Origin of the sequence: Staphylococcus sp. GDX8P80P (assembly GCF_017893095.1) — a bacterium.
Taxonomy (GTDB): Bacteria; Bacillota; Bacilli; order Staphylococcales; family Staphylococcaceae; genus Staphylococcus; species Staphylococcus borealis.
Genome location: NZ_JAESMI010000057.1, coordinates 1 through 17,881, shown reverse-complemented (window position 1 = coordinate 17,881; position 17,881 = coordinate 1). Strand labels below are relative to the sequence as shown.

The 17,881-nt window shown below is 32.8% G+C and carries 17 protein-coding genes and 2 tRNA genes; 11 read left to right on the top strand and 8 right to left on the bottom strand.

The window, feature by feature from the left end; translation table 11 throughout:
- The 3 genes from KA858_RS06025 to KA858_RS06015 all read left to right on the top strand — a co-directional run bounded on the left by KA858_RS06025 (position 1) and on the right by KA858_RS06015 (position 5,381).
- On the top strand, positions 1 to 471 hold the full coding sequence (locus KA858_RS06025; RefSeq protein ID WP_053029119.1) for a DUF2538 family protein: 471 nt from the start codon (positions 1 to 3) through the stop codon (positions 469 to 471).
- A 141-nt stretch (positions 472 to 612) separates the two neighbouring features.
- Positions 613 to 1,035: a GNAT family N-acetyltransferase gene (locus tag KA858_RS06020; protein ID WP_210135240.1), complete on the top strand. Its 423-nt coding sequence runs from the start codon at positions 613 to 615 to the stop codon at positions 1,033 to 1,035.
- Positions 1,036 to 1,271: 236 nt separating this feature from the next.
- Entirely contained in the window at positions 1,272 to 5,381 is a 4,110-nt protein-coding gene (locus KA858_RS06015) for a GW dipeptide domain-containing protein (protein ID WP_210135239.1), read from the top strand.
- 188 nt (positions 5,382 to 5,569) lie between these two features.
- Here the strand turns inward: KA858_RS06015 and KA858_RS06010 are convergent, their stop codons facing one another.
- Complete coding sequence (locus tag KA858_RS06010) at positions 5,570 to 5,989, bottom strand: MarR family transcriptional regulator (protein WP_053029116.1); 420 nt, start codon at positions 5,987 to 5,989, stop codon at positions 5,570 to 5,572.
- Between the two features lie 182 nt (positions 5,990 to 6,171).
- The gene (locus KA858_RS06005; protein ID WP_196781150.1) at positions 6,172 to 6,618 is read right to left on the bottom strand and encodes a TspO/MBR family protein; all 447 of its coding nucleotides are present in this window, start codon (positions 6,616 to 6,618) and stop codon (positions 6,172 to 6,174) included.
- A gap of 240 nt (positions 6,619 to 6,858) precedes the next feature.
- Here KA858_RS06005 and KA858_RS06000 point away from each other — a divergent pair, with 240 nt between their 5' ends.
- Positions 6,859 to 7,866: an acyltransferase family protein gene (locus KA858_RS06000; protein WP_107629800.1), complete on the top strand. Its 1,008-nt coding sequence runs from the start codon at positions 6,859 to 6,861 to the stop codon at positions 7,864 to 7,866.
- 124 nt (positions 7,867 to 7,990) lie between these two features.
- A complete protein-coding gene (locus tag KA858_RS05995; protein WP_210135238.1) occupies positions 7,991 to 9,151 on the top strand; it encodes an aminotransferase class I/II-fold pyridoxal phosphate-dependent enzyme in 1,161 nt (386 codons plus the stop codon).
- A gap of 108 nt (positions 9,152 to 9,259) precedes the next feature.
- Here KA858_RS05995 and menB read toward each other — a convergent pair whose 3' ends face one another.
- Genes menB through KA858_RS05975 form a run of 4 tightly spaced genes read right to left on the bottom strand, consistent with a single transcriptional unit; the run spans position 9,260 to position 13,888 of the window.
- The gene (gene menB / locus KA858_RS05990; RefSeq protein ID WP_053029113.1) at positions 9,260 to 10,078 is read right to left on the bottom strand and encodes a 1,4-dihydroxy-2-naphthoyl-CoA synthase; all 819 of its coding nucleotides are present in this window, start codon (positions 10,076 to 10,078) and stop codon (positions 9,260 to 9,262) included.
- On the bottom strand, positions 10,071 to 10,874 hold the full coding sequence (menH, locus tag KA858_RS05985) for a 2-succinyl-6-hydroxy-2,4-cyclohexadiene-1-carboxylate synthase (protein ID WP_210135237.1): 804 nt from the start codon (positions 10,872 to 10,874) through the stop codon (positions 10,071 to 10,073). The genes menB and menH overlap by 8 nt, the downstream gene beginning before the upstream one ends.
- The gene (gene menD, locus KA858_RS05980; protein WP_210135236.1) at positions 10,861 to 12,531 is read right to left on the bottom strand and encodes a 2-succinyl-5-enolpyruvyl-6-hydroxy-3-cyclohexene-1-carboxylic-acid synthase; all 1,671 of its coding nucleotides are present in this window, start codon (positions 12,529 to 12,531) and stop codon (positions 10,861 to 10,863) included. Before menD ends, menH begins: the two co-directional genes overlap by 14 nt.
- Positions 12,521 to 13,888 (bottom strand): isochorismate synthase, encoded by a 1,368-nt coding sequence (locus KA858_RS05975; RefSeq protein WP_210135235.1) that lies wholly within the window; start codon positions 13,886 to 13,888, stop codon positions 12,521 to 12,523. Before KA858_RS05975 ends, menD begins: the two co-directional genes overlap by 11 nt.
- A gap of 179 nt (positions 13,889 to 14,067) precedes the next feature.
- Here KA858_RS05975 and KA858_RS05970 point away from each other — a divergent pair, with 179 nt between their 5' ends.
- Positions 14,068 to 15,006 carry a 1,4-dihydroxy-2-naphthoate polyprenyltransferase gene (locus KA858_RS05970; protein ID WP_210135234.1) on the top strand — a complete coding sequence of 313 codons (939 nt, stop codon included), beginning with the start codon at positions 14,068 to 14,070 and terminating at the stop codon, positions 15,004 to 15,006.
- A 105-nt stretch (positions 15,007 to 15,111) separates the two neighbouring features.
- On the opposite strand, the gene KA858_RS05965 is transcribed toward KA858_RS05970, so the two are convergent.
- Positions 15,112 to 15,666, bottom strand: a complete 555-nt coding sequence (locus tag KA858_RS05965) for a GNAT family N-acetyltransferase (protein ID WP_053029108.1) — start codon at positions 15,664 to 15,666, stop codon at positions 15,112 to 15,114.
- 184 nt (positions 15,667 to 15,850) lie between these two features.
- On the opposite strand from KA858_RS05965, the gene KA858_RS05960 reads away from it, so the two are divergent.
- Together KA858_RS05960 and KA858_RS12830 are read left to right on the top strand one after the other, a co-directional pair.
- Complete coding sequence (locus KA858_RS05960; protein ID WP_107629794.1) at positions 15,851 to 16,075, top strand: TM2 domain-containing protein; 225 nt, start codon at positions 15,851 to 15,853, stop codon at positions 16,073 to 16,075.
- A gap of 89 nt (positions 16,076 to 16,164) precedes the next feature.
- Complete coding sequence (locus KA858_RS12830; RefSeq protein WP_245342041.1) at positions 16,165 to 16,272, top strand: SAR1012 family small protein; 108 nt, start codon at positions 16,165 to 16,167, stop codon at positions 16,270 to 16,272.
- Positions 16,273 to 16,344: 72 nt separating this feature from the next.
- Here KA858_RS12830 and KA858_RS05955 read toward each other — a convergent pair whose 3' ends face one another.
- On the bottom strand, positions 16,345 to 16,563 hold the full coding sequence (locus KA858_RS05955) for an IDEAL domain-containing protein (RefSeq protein ID WP_053029106.1): 219 nt from the start codon (positions 16,561 to 16,563) through the stop codon (positions 16,345 to 16,347).
- 213 nt (positions 16,564 to 16,776) lie between these two features.
- Between KA858_RS05955 and KA858_RS05950 the strand changes: the two genes are divergently transcribed.
- The 3 genes from KA858_RS05950 (at position 16,777) to KA858_RS05940 (ending at position 17,680) form a co-directional block, all read left to right on the top strand.
- Positions 16,777 to 17,361: a competence protein ComK gene (locus KA858_RS05950; RefSeq protein ID WP_053029105.1), complete on the top strand. Its 585-nt coding sequence runs from the start codon at positions 16,777 to 16,779 to the stop codon at positions 17,359 to 17,361.
- A gap of 152 nt (positions 17,362 to 17,513) precedes the next feature.
- A tRNA-Asn gene (locus KA858_RS05945) sits at positions 17,514 to 17,588 on the top strand.
- Positions 17,589 to 17,591: 3 nt separating this feature from the next.
- Positions 17,592 to 17,680: transfer RNA gene (locus KA858_RS05940), tRNA-Ser, on the top strand.
- Positions 17,681 to 17,881: the final 201 nt, after the last annotated feature.

Genomic DNA, 17,881 nt, shown 5'->3' with positions numbered 1-17,881 from the left:
ATGTCACGTAAAACATATGAAAAAGCTGCTAACATTAACGGCATGTTCAATGTTTTAGAGCAACAAATTATTCATAGCAAAGACATGGCTTTATTCAGAAGTGAGTTCTTTTACGTAAACCACGAACATCGCGAAAATTATGAAGCCCTTTTAGTTTACTACGGTGAGAATTCAATTAACCCTATTGTAAATGGCGCATGTTATATTCTTGCCCTACCTGAAATTTTCAATAAAGTGGATGTTTTTGAATCAGATTTACCATTCTCCTGGGTCTACAATGAGAATGGTATTACCGAGACAATGCAAAGTATTAGCGTACCTCTTCAATATCTCATTGCTGCAGCATTAGAAGTGACTGATGTTAACATATTTAAACCTTCAGGCTACACTATGGGCATGAATAACTGGAATATTGCTCAAATGAGAATATTTTGGCAATATAGCGCCATTGTTCGCCAAGAAGCATTATAAAAACGATATTCCTACTCCTTTTTACTTATTGTTTGTAAAAAGGAGTTTTTTTCTGTTTATAAATCAGATAGAATAACTTTATAATTTTTTTAATTTGAATTTTTAAAATTTTTAATAATTATATCTATAGGGGGCTTTGAAATGTTTGAAATCGTAAAAAATAAAGACATGTTATCAGACTGTTTTTACATAAGACAAGAAGTATTTGTAAAAGAACAAGGTGTTCCTTTGGAAAATGAATTAGATTCATTTGAAGAAAGTTCAACACATGTTATTGGGTATGATTCAAATCATATGCCATTTGCATGTGCAAGGTTTAGACCATATAATGACGCTGCTAAAGTAGAAAGAGTTGCTATTCTAAAAGATTATAGAAAAGATGGGTATGGTAAAACTTTAATGCACGCCATCGAACGTTTTGCGAAAGAACAAGGATATCAACAATTAGTATTAAATGCACAAGTACAGGCACAAGGTTTTTACGAGAAACTAGGTTATATGTCAACAGGTGACATTTTTATTGAAGAGAATATCGATCATATCAAAATGTATAAGAATATATAAACAGGGTACATTCAAATTACATGTATTATATGTAATTTTTTAATTTCGTTAACCTATTTGATAAATGTGCTTTTAATTATTAATTCTACCCCGCTAACCCTTTAGTAAATTCATAATTTGTTTAATATAAGTAAGAAAGTATTAAAGTTAGTTTACAAATAAGTTAAATCAAATCATAGCAAATTTTAAAATACTATAATGGAATTGTAACTATACTAATAACGAGGAGTAACAATATGACCAAAAAGTTTAATTTAAAATTCCCTTCCATGATTGCAATCACTTTATTTGGTGCTGCATTTACAACACAACAAGCACATGCAGCTGAAACGAATCAAAATTCTAACAACACAAATAATGTGATTGACGATCAACAAAATATTAAAAATGCTGAACAGGCTAAAAAAGAAGTAACGAATTCAGCACAAAATGTTTCAGGTGTACAAACATATCAAAATCCTGAAAATGTAAAAGCATCTGTTGCTACAGCAAGTAAAACATACGATGCTAAATTAGATAACTTAAATACAGTTGATACGTCATCACAAAATCAACAAGGTGCACAGAAACAAAATACAGCTAATACAAATACAGCAGATTCAAATAGTACGTCAACTAAAGTTCAAAACAATGAACAACAAGCATCAACATTAAACAAAGTAGACCAAAAAGAGAATACGAATCAATCCCAAAATAATGTGAATACGAATAATCAAACATCACAAGCTTCTGTAAATGCTTCAGAAGTATCTGAACAACAAACAAATGAGCGTACGTCTGCGAATACAAACCAAGAAGCTACACAAGATGTTAAAAACCAAAACAATGCAATTGATGAAAGTTCACAACAAACAGCACGTTTAACTTCATCAAATAAAAATAATACAAATCAATCAACTGTTACTCCAACTCAATCTAATCAAGCAGCTCAATCAAAGCAACAAACAGCGCATAAACAAACTACTACTGAGAACATTAGTACTTATAGTGATAACGTGACAAATGCTACGCAATCAAATGTAGCGCAAGCTAAATCGTCGAAAGTAGCTAATTCTGAAAGTACAACAACGCCAAAAGCTTCAACGAATGCTTCAACGAATGCTACTCAAACGTCAGCATCACACAACGCGCAATCAGGTTATTCTGGATTTAGATCAGTTGGTGGCAAAGGTGGTTCAGCAACACCCGTAAAAACAGTTAAACGTTATGCTGCTAGAGCAACGACATCATCTTTACCAAAATATAAACCACAAGTTAGTTCATCAATTAACAATTATATTCGCTCAAATAACTTACAAGCACCTAAGATTGAAGAGAATTATTCATCATACTTCCCTAAATATGGCTATCGCAATGGTGTAGGTCGACCTGAAGGTATTGTAGTTCATGATACTGCTAATGATAATTCAACAATTGATGGCGAAATTAATTATATGAAAAATAATTACAATTCAGCATTTGTTCATGCATTTGTTGATGGCAACCGTATCATTGAAACTGCCCCTACTGACTACTTATCATGGGGTGCAGGTCCGCAAGCTAATAATCGTTTCATCAATGTTGAAATTGTGCATACACATGACTATGTTTCATTTGCTAAGTCAATGAATAACTATGCAGATTATGCTGCAACACAATTACAATATTACGGTTTAAAACCTAACAGTGCTGAGAATGACGGTCAAGGTACTGTATGGACACACTATGCTATCAGCCGTTTCTTAGGTGGCACGGATCATTCAGATCCACACGCTTATTTACAAAATCATAACTATTCTTATAACGAATTATATGATTTAATTAATGAAAAATATTTAATCAAAACAGGTCAAGTCGCACCTTGGGGTACAACTTCAAGTAATAGCGGTTCATCTAATACAAATAAAGGTGGCTCAAGTAATAGTGGTTCAACTACCACATCACCTAAATTAACCGTTAATGCTAATACTGGACTAGCTCAAATTAAAACAAATAATAGTGGCTTATATACAACCGTTTATGATGTTAAAGGTAAAGCTACAAATCAAGTGCATAACACTCTATCTGTTACTAAATCTGCTACACTTGGCAAAGACAAATACTATTTAGTATCTGACTATAATAGTGGTAAAGTATACGGTTGGGTTAAACAAGGTGAAACGATTTATAACACTGTAAAATCACCTGTAAAAGTTAACCAATCATACAATATTAAATCTGGTACTACACTATATACAGTACCTTGGGGTAATTATAATCAAGTAGCTGGAACGGTTTCTAAATCAAATACTGCACCATTTAAAGCAACAAAATCTCAACAAGTAGGCCAATCCACTTATTTATTTGGTTCATTAAATGGTAAAAATGGATGGGTTAGCAAAGCTTTCCTAACTGATATAACTAAACCAACATCAGGCAGTAAAACACCAGCAGTAGACAACACATTAAAAGTGTCTAACCTTAAAAATACTTTAGGCCAAGTTTCTACTAAGAATAAAGGAGCATATACAACTGTTTATGATAAGAACGCAAAAGCAAATGCTACGCTTGGTGGTAAGACGTATAACATCACTAAGAAAGCTACGTTAAACAATAAAGATTATTACTTAATTTCTGATTATAATGGTAATGCTTCACGAGGTTGGATTCCGGCTTCAGAAATTACTGTTAAGTCTTCAACACCTACCAAGACAACTGCCACTTATTACAATATTAAAGGTAATGCCAATATTTATGACACACCTTGGGGAACAGCTAAACAAGTTAAAGCTACAGTTCCATCTAGTGGCAAACAATTAAAATCAATTGATAACCTTAAAGTCGAAAATGAAACATACTTACATGGTGTAATCAATAATATTTGGGGTTGGATTAAATCAACTGATGTGCAACAAGCACCTAAAGTAAACGCTAAGATTGCAGTGAATACAAAAGCTACTAAACCATCTACATCTTCAACACAAACAGTGTCTAAAGTAGCTCAAGTTAATGCAAATAACAGTGGTGCACACGCAACTGTTTATGATAAAACTGGTAAAAATGCGTCTAAATATGCAAATCGTACTTTCAATGTTTCTAAAGAAAAAACAGTTAATGGTAATACGTATGTGTTACTTCAAAACACGACACAAAATACACCTTTAGGTTGGTTTAATGTTAAGGACTTAAATATTCAAAATTCAAGTTCTGTACAAAAAACATCAGGCACATACAAAATTAATAATAAAAATAATGGACTTTACTCAATCGCATGGGGTACAAATCAACAACGTTTAGACAATAAAGACTTAGCTAATCAATCATTTAAAGTATCTAAATCAGTTGTTGTAGGCAATACATCTTACTTATATGGTACTGTTAATGGTAAAACAGGTTGGATTGCTAAAGATGACTTAACATCATCTAATACATCATCAAATAATGGTGAAAAGTATCAATATGAATTCATTATTAATAACTATAATGGTTTTTATTATGATGATCCTACCTCTGCAAAAGCAACTTCATTAAAAGCATTTAATGAACAAATTTTCCAAGTAACGAACCGTAAAGTCATCAATGGTAAAACTTGGTATTATGGTAAATTAAGCAATGGTAAGTATGTATGGATTAAAGATACTGATTTGAAGAAAGAATTAGTTAAGTATTCAAAATCATATAGAACTTTAAATCAAGCTGTGTCACTTCAACAAAATGCTTATGGTGCACCACCACAAGTTCAAAGAAACGGTTATGGTTGGTCTAATGCTACTTATAGTGAAATTAAAAATGCGATGAACCCTGAACGATTAGCTAAAGATGAAACACTTAAGTATCAATTCTTACGTTTAGATCGTCCACAAAACATTTCTGTAGCAAGTTTAAACCAATTACTTAAAGGTAAAGGTGTACTTGAGAATCAAGGACAAGCATTCAGTCAAGCGGCTGCCACTTCAGGTATTAATGAAATTTACTTAGTTGCACACGCTTTAATTGAAACAGGTAATGGTCAATCTCAATTAGCTAAAGGTGCTAATATTGTTAATAATTATGTTACTACTAAGAGTGCTACAAAATATCACAACGTATTTGGTATAGCTGCATACGATGCTAATCCACTATACAGTGGCATTAACTATGCTAAACAAGCTGGTTGGAACTCAGTATCTAAAGCTATTATTGGTGGTGCTAAATTTATAGGCAAAGACTATATTAAAGCTGGACAAAATACATTATACAAAATGCGTTGGAATCCAGATCACCCTGCTACGCATCAATATGCAACTGATATTAACTGGGCTAATATTAACGCTCAATATTTAAAACAACTATACAGTGAGATTAAAGCAGTTGGTAAATATTTCGATATCACAAGTTATACTAAATAATGACATTCTTCAGTCAAATAACTGGAAGATAGAATGGTTAAAAAACTAAAAAAGTAGAGGCTGGGACATTTGATTTTGTCCCAGCCTTAATAATGTAAACGATTATTCTTCTGATATGCTCATAAATTAAGCCATAACGCTAAAATGATCTTCTAACAAGATTCATTAAAACGTTATGGCTTATTTTCTTAAATATATATATGACGGCTATTCAGTTTGTCTAATAACTGATTTAGACTTTGTATTTCCTCTTTACTTAGACATTGGCAACGTGCTTCTATTAACTCACATCTTGCAGTATTGATTTGTTGAATTAAATTACGCGCTTCTTCTGTTAGACATAAGTCTTTGCAACGTAAATCTTCATGTGATTGTTGACTTGTGATATAGCCTTTCTGGACTAATTTCTTAATCCATCTAGAAACAATAGATTGTTCTCTGCTAATCTTCATCGTCAAATCATATTGTGATAAACGATCAAAGCTATATAATATGCGCAATAATTCTAGTTGATCATTTGTAATGTCCGTGCGTTGTCCAAATCGTCTGTTAACCAAATTCAGGTCATTATTTGTTAGTGTAATAAGTTTTTCTAGTTGATTATACATTGTTGTTCTACTCCACTTTTGTAATTGATAATACTATTATACTATGATTTTTTTATATGTCATGTACTTTCAATATTTTGTCACAATACATATCTCAATAATTCAATTTTAATTTCATTCAGTTTAACTCACCATTGAGGCAAACGTGAAATGTAACGAAACATTGCTTGCGCCTGACACTTCTATTGTTTTTTATAGTTCGGGTTATCTTTATTAAGGAAATAATTACCTGCATTTAAATAGCTTGCAAATGCAGACCACATGACATACGGAATTTGTAATAAACCTGCAATACGATGTATTTTAAACATTGAAATTGTATTAACGACGACAGAGATAAACAACATCATACTTTCAATAAAGGCAATGCCTCTAACTTTCTTTTTAAAGTAAAGTATTGACCATAAATAATTTAAAGCTAACTGACTATAGTGAGTCACTTTAATCTTAGTCGTCTGTTCATTATTTTTTGTAGTGAGTAAATAAGAAACGCCCATGAGTACATATAAGATTGGCCAAACAATTGGAAAAGCTTTTGTAGGCGGTGAAAATGGTGGCTTTCTAAATTGGTTATAATCCTCTTTTGATTCTTTCGCTATGACTCGACCAATGATACTCCCACCTACCATTGGATGTAACAATTTAAACGTATTTTTTAATATATTAATGGTAATCCTCTCCTTTTGCTTATTAACTTCCTCTTCCCTATTCAAAAAATAATATTCATAGTTGAAATAATTATCTTAAAATCTAATAAAATGTATATATCTAAGCTTATTTAATAACCAACATTTTTTCTAAATTGTTGCATTGAAGTGTCAAAATATACTAAATTAGATACAGTTATTAATAAAAAAGGAGACAATCGTATGTCCATTGATACAAAAAGAGATTACTTTTTCGATAACGCTCGAGCCATCCTCATCTTTTTAGTCGTGTTCGGTCATATGATTCAACCCTATACTTCTGAAAGTAAATCGTTATCTGCATTATATTTACTTATTTATAGTTTCCATATGCCATCATTTTTATTTATCTCTGGATACTTTGCCAAACATTTGGATAAACCACATTATTTAGAGAATGTAGCTAAAAAGTTACTTGCACCATATGCGATCTTTTATGCCTTTTTCTCAGTTTATTATTTTTTAACTGGTAAAAGTGACGCAATACAAATGGATCCATTTAATCCAGTATTTGCTTTATGGTTCTTACTTACATTATTTAGTTTTCACGTCATACTTGTCATTGTACGTCGATACAAAGCATATTATGTGTTACCTATCGCATTAATCATTTCAATACTTGCTGGTTTTTCTGACGATATCGATGGTTATTTGAGTATTTCTAGAACAATTGTATTTTTCCCAATATTCTATGTTGGCTATTTAACAACACGTTCACATACGCAACTATTGCGTAATAAAAAAATAAACGTATTTTCAATTATTGTACTTATCATATTTTTCATCGTTTATTACATCCATCCAATCAATTCAGATTGGCTCTTAGGTAGCAGTCCTTACACTTCTCTCGAAAATAATAACGAAGATGTATATAGTCCCTTAAAACGTTTATTACTTTACTTCATCATATTTGTAACTATGTTTTCATTTCTTAATTTAATGAGTACGACTAAACGTTTTTATACTTATATTGGTAATCGTACGATGTATATCTATTTACTCCATGGACTAGTTATAGGCATCGTTAGAGGTTATGAAATATATCCATTTAAATCTCATACGTCCGTTCTTACTTATGGCTATTTATTTATAATCTCAATCGTGATTGTTTATTTACTATCAACGAATTTTGTTTGTAAATGGACAAATCCTTTAATCAATTTGAAGAAACCTTCTTCATTTAAAGGATAATGACAAAATCATATAAAACAATACTTACCAAATTATGGTAGCTAAAATATGTTATTATAAGATTATTCTAAAAATTTATAGTAACATGTACGGTTATTATAATTTGGTTTTTTGAGGTGTAAAAATGAAATTAACTTTAAATTCAAACGCTAAATTTTTAAGGGCACCAAGTATTCGTCAGTTCTCTAATCGTATGAAGGATATTGATGATTGCGTCAATTTAACAATTGGTCAACCCGACTTTCCTATGCCAGATGTGGTGAAAGCGGCCTATATCACTGCAATACAAGAAGATAAAACGAGTTACTCACATAATAAAGGATTACCTGAAACACGTCAGGCAATTCGTAACTATTTCAATAATAAATACGGTTTCTATTATAGTGAAGAAGAAATTATTGTCACGAATGGTGCAAGTGAAGCACTTGATACTTCATTACGTAGTATTATCGAACCTGGTGATGAAATATTAATTCCGGGGCCTATTTACGCTGGTTATATTCCATTAGTAGAGACTTTAGGTGGGCACCCTGTATATATAGATACAACAAAGACAGAATTTAAAATCACGCCTGAATTAATTGCTCAACACTACTCTGATAAGACAAAAGCAATTTTGTTGAATTACCCTACGAATCCTACGGGCGTCATACTAGATCGTGAAGAAGTTAAAAGCATTGTAAATTATTTAAAAGATAAAGAGATCTTTATTATTAGTGATGAAATTTATGCGGAAAATACATTTAAAGGTAAACATGTTTCCTTTGCAGAATTTGAAGAGATACGCGATCAGCTTTTACTTATTGGTGGTTTAAGTAAATCTCATTCTGCTACAGGTATTCGTATCGGCTTCTTACTAGGGCCTGAATATTTAATTGAAAAGCTAACATTTATGCATGCTTATAATTGCATTTGTGCAAATGTACCTTCACAAATTGCCTGCATTGCTGCACTCAATGAAGGATTAGATGCACCTCAATATATGAACCAAGCCTATATCGAGCGTCGTGACTATCTAGTCAGTAAACTAACAGAATTAGGTTTTGAACTTGATGCTCAACCAGAAGGTGCATTCTATATATTCCCAAGTATTCGACAGTTTACGTCTAATGATTTTGACTTTTGCGTAAAAGTGCTTGAAGAAGCCCACGTAGCAATGGTGCCTGGGTCTTCATTTACCGATATGGGTAAAGGTTATATCCGCATTTCTTATGCTTACGATATGGATGTCTTAAAAGAAGGTATGCGTCGATTAGAATTATTTTTAAAAAAATATTATAATTGATACCTTAATTTAAAAGGACACTTGTTAATAGCGATTAAACAGTTTATCAGTTTATCACTATACAAGTGTCCTTTAATTATATTTATATTTGTTTTATCATTAACCGGTTTATGGGAATTTAGGGAATTGATCGAAGTCTGGATCACGTTTTTCTTTAAACGCGTCACGACCTTCTTTCGCTTCATCCGTAGTATAGTAAAGTAATGTAGCATCTCCAGCCATTTGTTGTAAGCCAGCTAAGCCATCCGTATCAGCATTCATAGCAGCTTTTAAGAAACGTAAAGCTGTTGGAGAATGTTTCATAATGTCTTTACACCATTTAACCGTTTCATCTTCAACTTGGTCTAATGGTACAACTGTATTAACTAAGCCCATGTCTAAAGCTTCTTGTGCATTGTATTGGCGACATAAGTACCAAATTTCACGCGCTTTTTTATGGCCAACGATTCTTGCTAAGTAGCCAGAACCATAACCAGCATCAAATGAACCTACTTTAGGACCTGTTTGTCCGAAAATAGCATTGTCAGCAGCGATTGTTAAGTCACATACTACATTTAATACGTTACCACCACCGATGGCATAACCTCTAACCATTGCGATTACTGGTTTAGGAATGACACGGATTAAACGTTGTAAATCTAATACATTTAAACGAGGAATTTGGTCTTCACCTACATAACCACCATGCCCACGTTTCTTTTGGTCACCGCCTGAACAAAAGGCTTTGTCACCTTCGCCAGTTAAGATGATTACAGAAATATTTTGATCATCACGTGCACGACTGAAAGCATCAATCATCTCAGCAACCGTTTTTGGTGTAAAAGCATTTCTCACTTCTGGACGATTAATTGTTACTTTTGCAATACCTTCATAAAATTCATATTTTATTTCATCATATTCTCTAAGTGTTTCCCACTGTCTAGTCATTTTGCTCCTCCTTTAAAAAACCTAATACTATTGTATCAAATTCCGCTTTATCTTCCACATGAATTGTATGACCTACATTGGAAAAGGTATGGACTTGGCTATAGCGCATATCTTTGTTCATAGCTTGTCCAGTCTTCACAAATTTTTGGTCTAATTCACCTGTTAATATAAAGCACGGTATTTGAATTCGACTGATTTGATCCCATAGGTTAGGCATATGCCCCGTACCGTAATCACGTAATGCCTTTGCCAATTTATAAGGGTCTTGAGCCATACGCATGTCACGCATAGCTGTCTTTTGCGCTTTATCCAAATGCTGTTGTGTATAGAATAGCGGTAATTTTTCCCAATCATTTACAAAGACTTCTAATCCAGCTATTTCTAACACTTTCGCTCTAGCAGCATCTATTTGTTGTCGCTCATAACGATTAGTTTCTTCTTTAATTCCCGGTGAACTACTTTCAAGAATCAATTTGTTAATTGTGTGTTTACCATACAGTGCATAGTATAGTGCTACCCTACCACCCATTGAATAGCCTAATAACGTGACTTTATAAGATTCATACATGTCTAATAATTTATCCAATTGCTTCGCAAGAAATGGAAAATCCCATGTTACATCCATTGAGGATTGATCTTGGCCATGGCCTGGTAAATCAACGGTTAACACATTAACCTCTTGTAACAATGGATCCACGTGCGCATCAAACGTACGACTATCACTTATAAAGCCATGTAGAAGTACTAATAATTGATTTGTCTCTCGTTTTGACTGATAAAAGTTATAATGTAACATTCAGAATACCACTCAATTTCTTATATAGAATTTGATGTTGCGACATATTGTCATCTCTATTCGTTACCAACTCATAAATATGTGAATGCATGTGTGACAGCTTTTCTTGAGTGAAATCCGTTACCGAATTAAAGCGTTTGAATGAAAAATCATAAAGTAGCGCTGTATATTCAAAATTTAATCCAGTTGGTGTGCCAAATAATCTTTCAAAATAAGCTTCTGCAGACGCCTTCTGTGGAAGATATGAGAATATACCTCCACCATCATTGTTTAGCAATACAATATTTAAATGAATGTTGTTAATTTTTGCCATTAAAAGACCATTCATATCATGATAAAAGGCTAAGTCACCTATCAATAACGTTATTTTCTTATGTACAGCCATGCCAATAGCTGTAGACACAACACCATCAATACCATTTGCGCCACGATTTGCGTATACTTCAACTTCACTATTGTAAAGTAAATTATCTACGTCACGAACTGGCATACTATTACTTACAAAAATAGCATCTTCTTTAGTCAGTTTATCAATGACTGTTTTTACAAATGCCGCTTCATCTGTCGCATGTGACATATGTTTATCAATATGATGTCTCGCTTGAGATTCAAGTGTTCGCCACATTTCTATCCAGTCTTTACGTTCAACTGCTGATTCTTCAATAAGGTTTCTGAAGAAATCATTTGCAGATATTTCGTAAGACACACTAGGTGGTGTTGGAAAAACATCTATTTTGTCATTATTTTGAACAAGTATTTGATAGGCATTCGTATGTTTAAGCCATTGATTTAACTTTTTAGAGATAACTGGTTTCCCAACTCTAATAACAAAATCAACATCTAAATCAATCCCTGCACGAAAATATAAGTCATACGTCGTTATCACATTAGGATGATTATACTTACGTAACTGACTCAATGGGTCAGCAAGTATAGGTAAATCGTGCACCGTTGCATATGTAAGAATTTGATCAACAGCTTGATGTTGCATGTCACCGACAATAATCAATCCTTTTTTCTCTTTTAAAATATGACTGATATCTTGAACGTTAATATTTTTTTGATAATGCGGTAACTTTTTAGTATAAGACGTCAACCATTCTTGTCTTTCAAGATTAGGCGTTAATGGCTCTCTAAATGGTAAGTTAAAGTGAATTGGACCTCTATGAGGACCATATAAATATTGGCTTGCAATCTGCATTTGGTAATAAATGGCATCTAGCATGTATTCAGTACCATCAGCGACAGGCATATCAAACTGAAAATTAACATAATTTGCAAACATGTTCACTTGATTAATCGCTTGAGGTGCGCCTACACTTCTTAATTCATGAGGACGATCACTTGTTAACACGATTAAAGGTATACGACTGATTTGGCTCTCTGCAATTGCTGGCGTATAATTCGCTGCTGCAGTACCTGAAGTACATAAAATCGCTACAGGTCGTTCGCTCCCTTTTATTAAACCTAAAGCAAAAAATGCCGCACTACGTTCGTCTGGGTGTACCCAAGTCTTAATGTTGGGATGTGCCTCAAACGCAATTGCTAATGGTGTAGATCTTGAGCCGGGACTAATGACTACTTCACGTACACCATAGGCATATAACTCAGATGCAAAGGTATATACTTGTTTAGTTAATGCTTCGTTATGATTCATTCTTATCCACTACTCCTAAAGCATTCATCATTGGTGAAAATTTAACCGCTGTTTCAGCTAATTCGCTATCTGGATCAGAATCTTTTACAATTCCGCATCCTGCAAATAACGTCGTTTGATTTTGTTTCATTAACATTGAGCGTATGGCTACAATAAACTCACAATCATCATTCATGTCAATATAGCCAACCGGTGCACCATATAAACCGCGCGTTCCAAACTCATTTTCTTCAATAAATTTGAGTGCTTCATCTTTAGGATAGCCACCCAACGCTGGTGTAGGATGCATTTCATCTATTAACCCAATAAATGAATTGTTTTTTAACTGACCTTGTATTTGCGTATATAAATGATATAAATGGTCATTTTTTAAAATATTCGGTGTATGATTATATTCAATATGGTCAACGTAAGGTGTGATATCATCTAGAATACTTCTAACTACAAAATCATGTTCACCTAAATTCTTTTTATCCTTTAAAAATGCTTGTATATTTTTTTCATCTTCTTCAGTGTCGTTAGATCGTTTAATCGTACCAGCTACTGCTTTCGTAGATAAAACACCATCTTCTACCTTAAGAAGTTGTTCTGGTGTTTGTGAAAAGAATACAGATTGGTTGGACTCTAAAATAAATAAATAGCTATTTTTTTCATTTTGTAGTGCGCGATTAAGCACGTAAGGTATACTAATTGGCTTATCAAATTTGATCATACGACGTCTAGCAAGCACAATTTTTTTAGTTTCATCAAGCTGAGCAATCGCATCTCTAACCAGTTCTTTCCACTCATCAACGTAAATATCTTCCATTCGTAAGATATTTCCTAATGTTTCACCTTGATCATCTTGTCCAATGTGCGCCTCTTCAAAGAAAGCGACTACCTCTTTGAATGCTTCAATATCAAAATTGGCTCTTTCCACTGTATAAGTCAGATAAGTAGTCTGATTAATATTCGAAATGAGTACTTGAGGCACTACAAAATGATTGATGCCAAATTCTCGCCACTCATCATCAGACTTATGGCTAGAGAATTGAAATCCTCCAATGACTTTTAAATGATGCTTTTCTATATCTGGGTGAACTAATTCTACATCTTTTTTAAATTTTTCCCACTCACGAAAGATCGATTGCTTGTTATCAAAGTTATTTTTAAACCTTTGAACAGCATGATAGCCGAAAAACGAAGACGCATTATCATTTAAGCGAAAATAAAAGCGATCCCCTGCTTGTGCTTCTGTTAAATTGAACAACTCGTCAGGCGCAAGTGCTCTATCAATTTTCACTTCAACAGATACCCAGCTTTTGTTACTTTCATATATTGACTCAATAATGTCATCTTCCTTTATATTCGCAGCCATTCATTTCACTTCTTTCATTATCTATTTTTTCTCATTACAATATTGTATCATTTTTAACTATTTATAGTGGCATAATTGCTTAATCTTCTAGGGAAATATTTCACGCCAATTGACCTTTATATATGATTCCTTTAAAATACATATGTTAAAACTATATACTATAAGAGGTAGATCAAATTATGACAAATCAATATCAACAATATTCTACTGTTAGAAAATATTGGCATTTGATGCGACCTCATACTTTAACTGCTGCTGTTGTACCTGTATTAGTTGGTACAGCAACTGCTAAACTTTTTTTATTAGGTAGTCAAGATCACATTAAATTCATGTTATTTCTTGCAATGTTAATTGCTTGTTTACTTATTCAAGCTGCAACGAACATGTTTAACGAGTATTATGACTTTAAAAAAGGTTTAGACGATCACACTTCCGTTGGTATCGGTGGTGCTATCGTAAGAAACGGTATGAGTCCAAAACTTGTCATGAATCTAGCAATTGCTTTTTATATCATTGCTGCATTTCTCGGTATCATTTTAGCAGCTAATAGTTCATTTTGGATTATTCCAGTAGGCATCGTTTGTATGGCAATTGGTTATTTATACACTGGTGGCCCAATGCCTATTTCTTGGACACCATTTGGTGAACTATTTTCTGGATTGTTTATGGGCATGATTATTATTTTATTAGCGTTCTTTATTCAAACTGGCAATGTTAATGGCTTTGTAGTTTGGATTAGTATTCCGATTGTTATTACAATTGGCTTAATTAACATGGCTAATAATATTCGCGATAGAGTTAAAGACCAAGCGAGTGGGCGTAAAACATTACCAATCCTATTAGGTAAGAACGCTTCAATTACATTTATGGCAATTATGTATATCGTTGCATATGTGTTCGTTATTTATACTGCGCTATTTGTAGATGGCGGTTCACTATTTTATTTACTTGTATTGCTATCATTTCCTATGCCAGTCAAAGCGATCCGTCGCTTCAAGAAGAATGACACACCTGCAAGTATGATGCCTGCGATGGCTGTAACTGGAAAAACAAATACAATCTTCGGTGTATTATACGCATTAGGCATATACATTAGTGCTTTATTAGGTGGTATATAATACATCACTTGTGACATTTTAAATGTTGATACAAGTAAAATAGGACGGAGAACGAGACTTTGAAATGATTTCTAATTTCTGTCTCCTCCGTTCTATTTTTTTACTTTATGATGAATAAACCATGTGTAAATATTGATGACCATATAATTCCACATCTTCAGTCCATTTAAAGCCCAATCGTTCATACAATTTCTTAGCTCTCGGATTATCATAGTCGCAACTTAAACTCCACTTTGTATCTGGATACGTTGCGATTAAATAATTAAATAGTTTCGTTGCAATACCTTGTCCTCTAAACTTTGAAAACGTAGCAACAGCTTCAATATACCATTCATCATCCTTCGATTCTTTCAATGGCAATGGCGTTCCAAGTGCTTTTATGTCATCCTCTAATGGTAATTCATTCCATGCTGCTTCTAACTCTAATTCTTTAGAGCCCTCATAGGCAATGATACAACCTGCCACTTCGTCGTCCTGCTCATATACCCAGATATTATTATAATTCGTTCTATAATTAATATTAACGATACTCTCTTCAATAGCTTGAATAACTCTTTCTTTGGAAATTTCTTGCACAATATCAAGTTCCATATCTTTCCAAATAATGTAACATAATTCTGCAATTGACTTACTATCGCTCGGACGTGCTTTTCGTATCATTAGTTAATTCCCCTTTCGATTAGTGTATTAACTATATTATATAAAATTTACAAATAATAATAAATTAATTGCAATAAATTGAAGCATTGAAATTTTGATTATAAATACATTATCTAATATCTGAGTATTATTTGATTTAATTTTTGAAATGCTTAAAATATAAATTTAAGGAGGCATCATTATTATGAGAGTTAATAAAACATTATATGTATTATGTTCTTTGTTTTTAGGCGGTGTCGGTATTCATAAATTTTATGCAGATAAAGTATGGCAAGGCGTCTTTCATTTAGTTTTCTTCTGGACTACAATTCCTACTATCGTTTCCATTATTCATGGGATTATTGTCATCTTCACAACTAAAGCAGATCAATATGGCTATATTTATATACCAAATAAGCGACATTCATAACTTTTTAATAAATAATTATAGATAATATCTTTAATTATGTATAGAACGGGTAAACTCAAATAAACAATTTAAAAAAGGAGCAAGTTAATATGAATATCATTAAACGTGTCATTCGAATCGTGATAACAGGCTACTTAGTAAAGTGGATTCGTAATAAAATTGAGGGTAAATCAAACGGTGGACAAAAATATAAATAAAAAAGGTCTATTCGCTAACTATAATTAAGTAGTGAATAGACCTTTTATAATGATGAGTGACAGGATCCTAATTTACTCATTGAGAAATGCCTCCAGATTTTTATATTCGTTCGTATAATTGATAAATGCTTCTTCATTCTTATTAATAAGTGCCTCATCAATCAACTTCAATAGTTGCTTTTTTCTTCCTTGACGAAGGGCCTCTTCAATGACCATCTCTACGCCTAAATCATTAACTGTAGTAACAAAGTCTTCTAACGTCGTATGTTTGACATTCGTGTTGTAATTCATTGCAATCACTGCCTTTCTTTTTTGTATAAGGATAGTATACAAGTTTTTATTTTTTAAATCAATCGAATATTCTGACTTTTCACAAAAAATATGTGTAATTTTATATGTAATGAATATCTTGACAACATATAAAATTTTTATATAATAAATTTATATTATTAATCGTTGTATTTTTAACGCTTAATAATAACTTTATTTTAAGGAGGTTAAGAGATGACAAAAATTTCTCAAACCCAAAATACCGTATATATTATTCGGAAAGGCGACATGGTCATCAAACCAGTTATTGATGCCTATGAGCAAACGAAAGGATCAGAAATATTAAAGTATGATTCCTCAATTGTAACGAGTCCATTTAAAACACAAAAGATTGTCGAGCGATCATGTAAGTTTTATGGAAACAGTTATATTAGTAAAAAATCCGAAACGCAACGTATTGCTGGCATTACTAGCAAACCACCTATCTTATTGACGCCTCTATTCCCTACGTACTTTTTCCCAACCCATTCAGATCGTTTAGAAGAAAACATGTGGATCAATATGCATTATGTTCATGAAATCAAACCTCTCAAAAATCGAAAATGTAAAATCATCTTCGCAAATCACCAAACGTTAACACTGAATGTATCCTATCACAGTATTTGGCACCAATACTCTAACTGCATATTCTATTATTACATGGTTGATAAACAATCACGTATGAAATCAAATAATCCAGAAATGCCAATTGATTATGAAAAAACAACTTTAAATATTTTCGAAGCACTTTCACATTATTCACTATTGCAAGATAACTAGTTTCACGTTTAATTTTAAATCATACGGAACTTTTATATTAATATAGTGTAAATGTTCCGTATATTTTTTAAATATAATCCCTTGCAAATTTTAAGTTTATTGATATAATAATATTTGTGCTCATAGAGATACATTATATAAATTCATATTAATCCGCAGTAGCTCAGTGGTAGAGCTATCGGCTGTTAACCGATCGGTCGTAGGTTCGAATCCTACCTGCGGAGCCATATGGAAACGTACTCAAGTTGGCTGAAGAGGCGCCCCTGCTAAGGGTGTAGGTCGCGAGAGCGGCGCGAGGGTTCGAATCCCTCCGTTTCCGTCATTTAAAACCCTCCGTAAATTGGAGGGTTTTTTTATTTTTTAATATCTCTCAAACAATTTAGGTTCTATAATAAATTGGACTGATGACTAAAATCATCTGTCCAATTTTTATGTTTTGAATACAAAAATAGCGCAATTACCTCTATAATTATTAGTTACCACAACAAATAAAAAAGGAAGGTAATGCGCCTATGTGTAA

Coding starts and splice junctions, on each gene's coding strand:
- menH (WP_210135237.1), bottom strand. CDS start 10,874: ATGTTACATTATAACTTTTATCAGTCAAAACGAGAGACAAATCAATTA.
- KA858_RS05970 (WP_210135234.1), top strand. CDS start 14,068: ATGACAAATCAATATCAACAATATTCTACTGTTAGAAAATATTGGCAT.
- KA858_RS06010 (WP_053029116.1), bottom strand. CDS start 5,989: ATGTATAATCAACTAGAAAAACTTATTACACTAACAAATAATGACCTG.
- KA858_RS05960 (WP_107629794.1), top strand. CDS start 15,851: ATGAGAGTTAATAAAACATTATATGTATTATGTTCTTTGTTTTTAGGC.
- menB (WP_053029113.1), bottom strand. CDS start 10,078: ATGACTAGACAGTGGGAAACACTTAGAGAATATGATGAAATAAAATAT.
- KA858_RS05950 (WP_053029105.1), top strand. CDS start 16,777: ATGACAAAAATTTCTCAAACCCAAAATACCGTATATATTATTCGGAAA.
- KA858_RS06005 (WP_196781150.1), bottom strand. CDS start 6,618: ATGGTAGGTGGGAGTATCATTGGTCGAGTCATAGCGAAAGAATCAAAA.
- KA858_RS05995 (WP_210135238.1), top strand. CDS start 7,991: ATGAAATTAACTTTAAATTCAAACGCTAAATTTTTAAGGGCACCAAGT.
- menD (WP_210135236.1), bottom strand. CDS start 12,531: ATGAATCATAACGAAGCATTAACTAAACAAGTATATACCTTTGCATCT.
- KA858_RS06015 (WP_210135239.1), top strand. CDS start 1,272: ATGACCAAAAAGTTTAATTTAAAATTCCCTTCCATGATTGCAATCACT.
- KA858_RS06025 (WP_053029119.1), top strand. CDS start 1: ATGTCACGTAAAACATATGAAAAAGCTGCTAACATTAACGGCATGTTC.
- KA858_RS05975 (WP_210135235.1), bottom strand. CDS start 13,888: ATGGCTGCGAATATAAAGGAAGATGACATTATTGAGTCAATATATGAA.
- KA858_RS06000 (WP_107629800.1), top strand. CDS start 6,859: ATGTCCATTGATACAAAAAGAGATTACTTTTTCGATAACGCTCGAGCC.
- KA858_RS05955 (WP_053029106.1), bottom strand. CDS start 16,563: ATGAATTACAACACGAATGTCAAACATACGACGTTAGAAGACTTTGTT.
- KA858_RS12830 (WP_245342041.1), top strand. CDS start 16,165: ATGAATATCATTAAACGTGTCATTCGAATCGTGATAACAGGCTACTTA.
- KA858_RS05965 (WP_053029108.1), bottom strand. CDS start 15,666: ATGATACGAAAAGCACGTCCGAGCGATAGTAAGTCAATTGCAGAATTA.
- KA858_RS06020 (WP_210135240.1), top strand. CDS start 613: ATGTTTGAAATCGTAAAAAATAAAGACATGTTATCAGACTGTTTTTAC.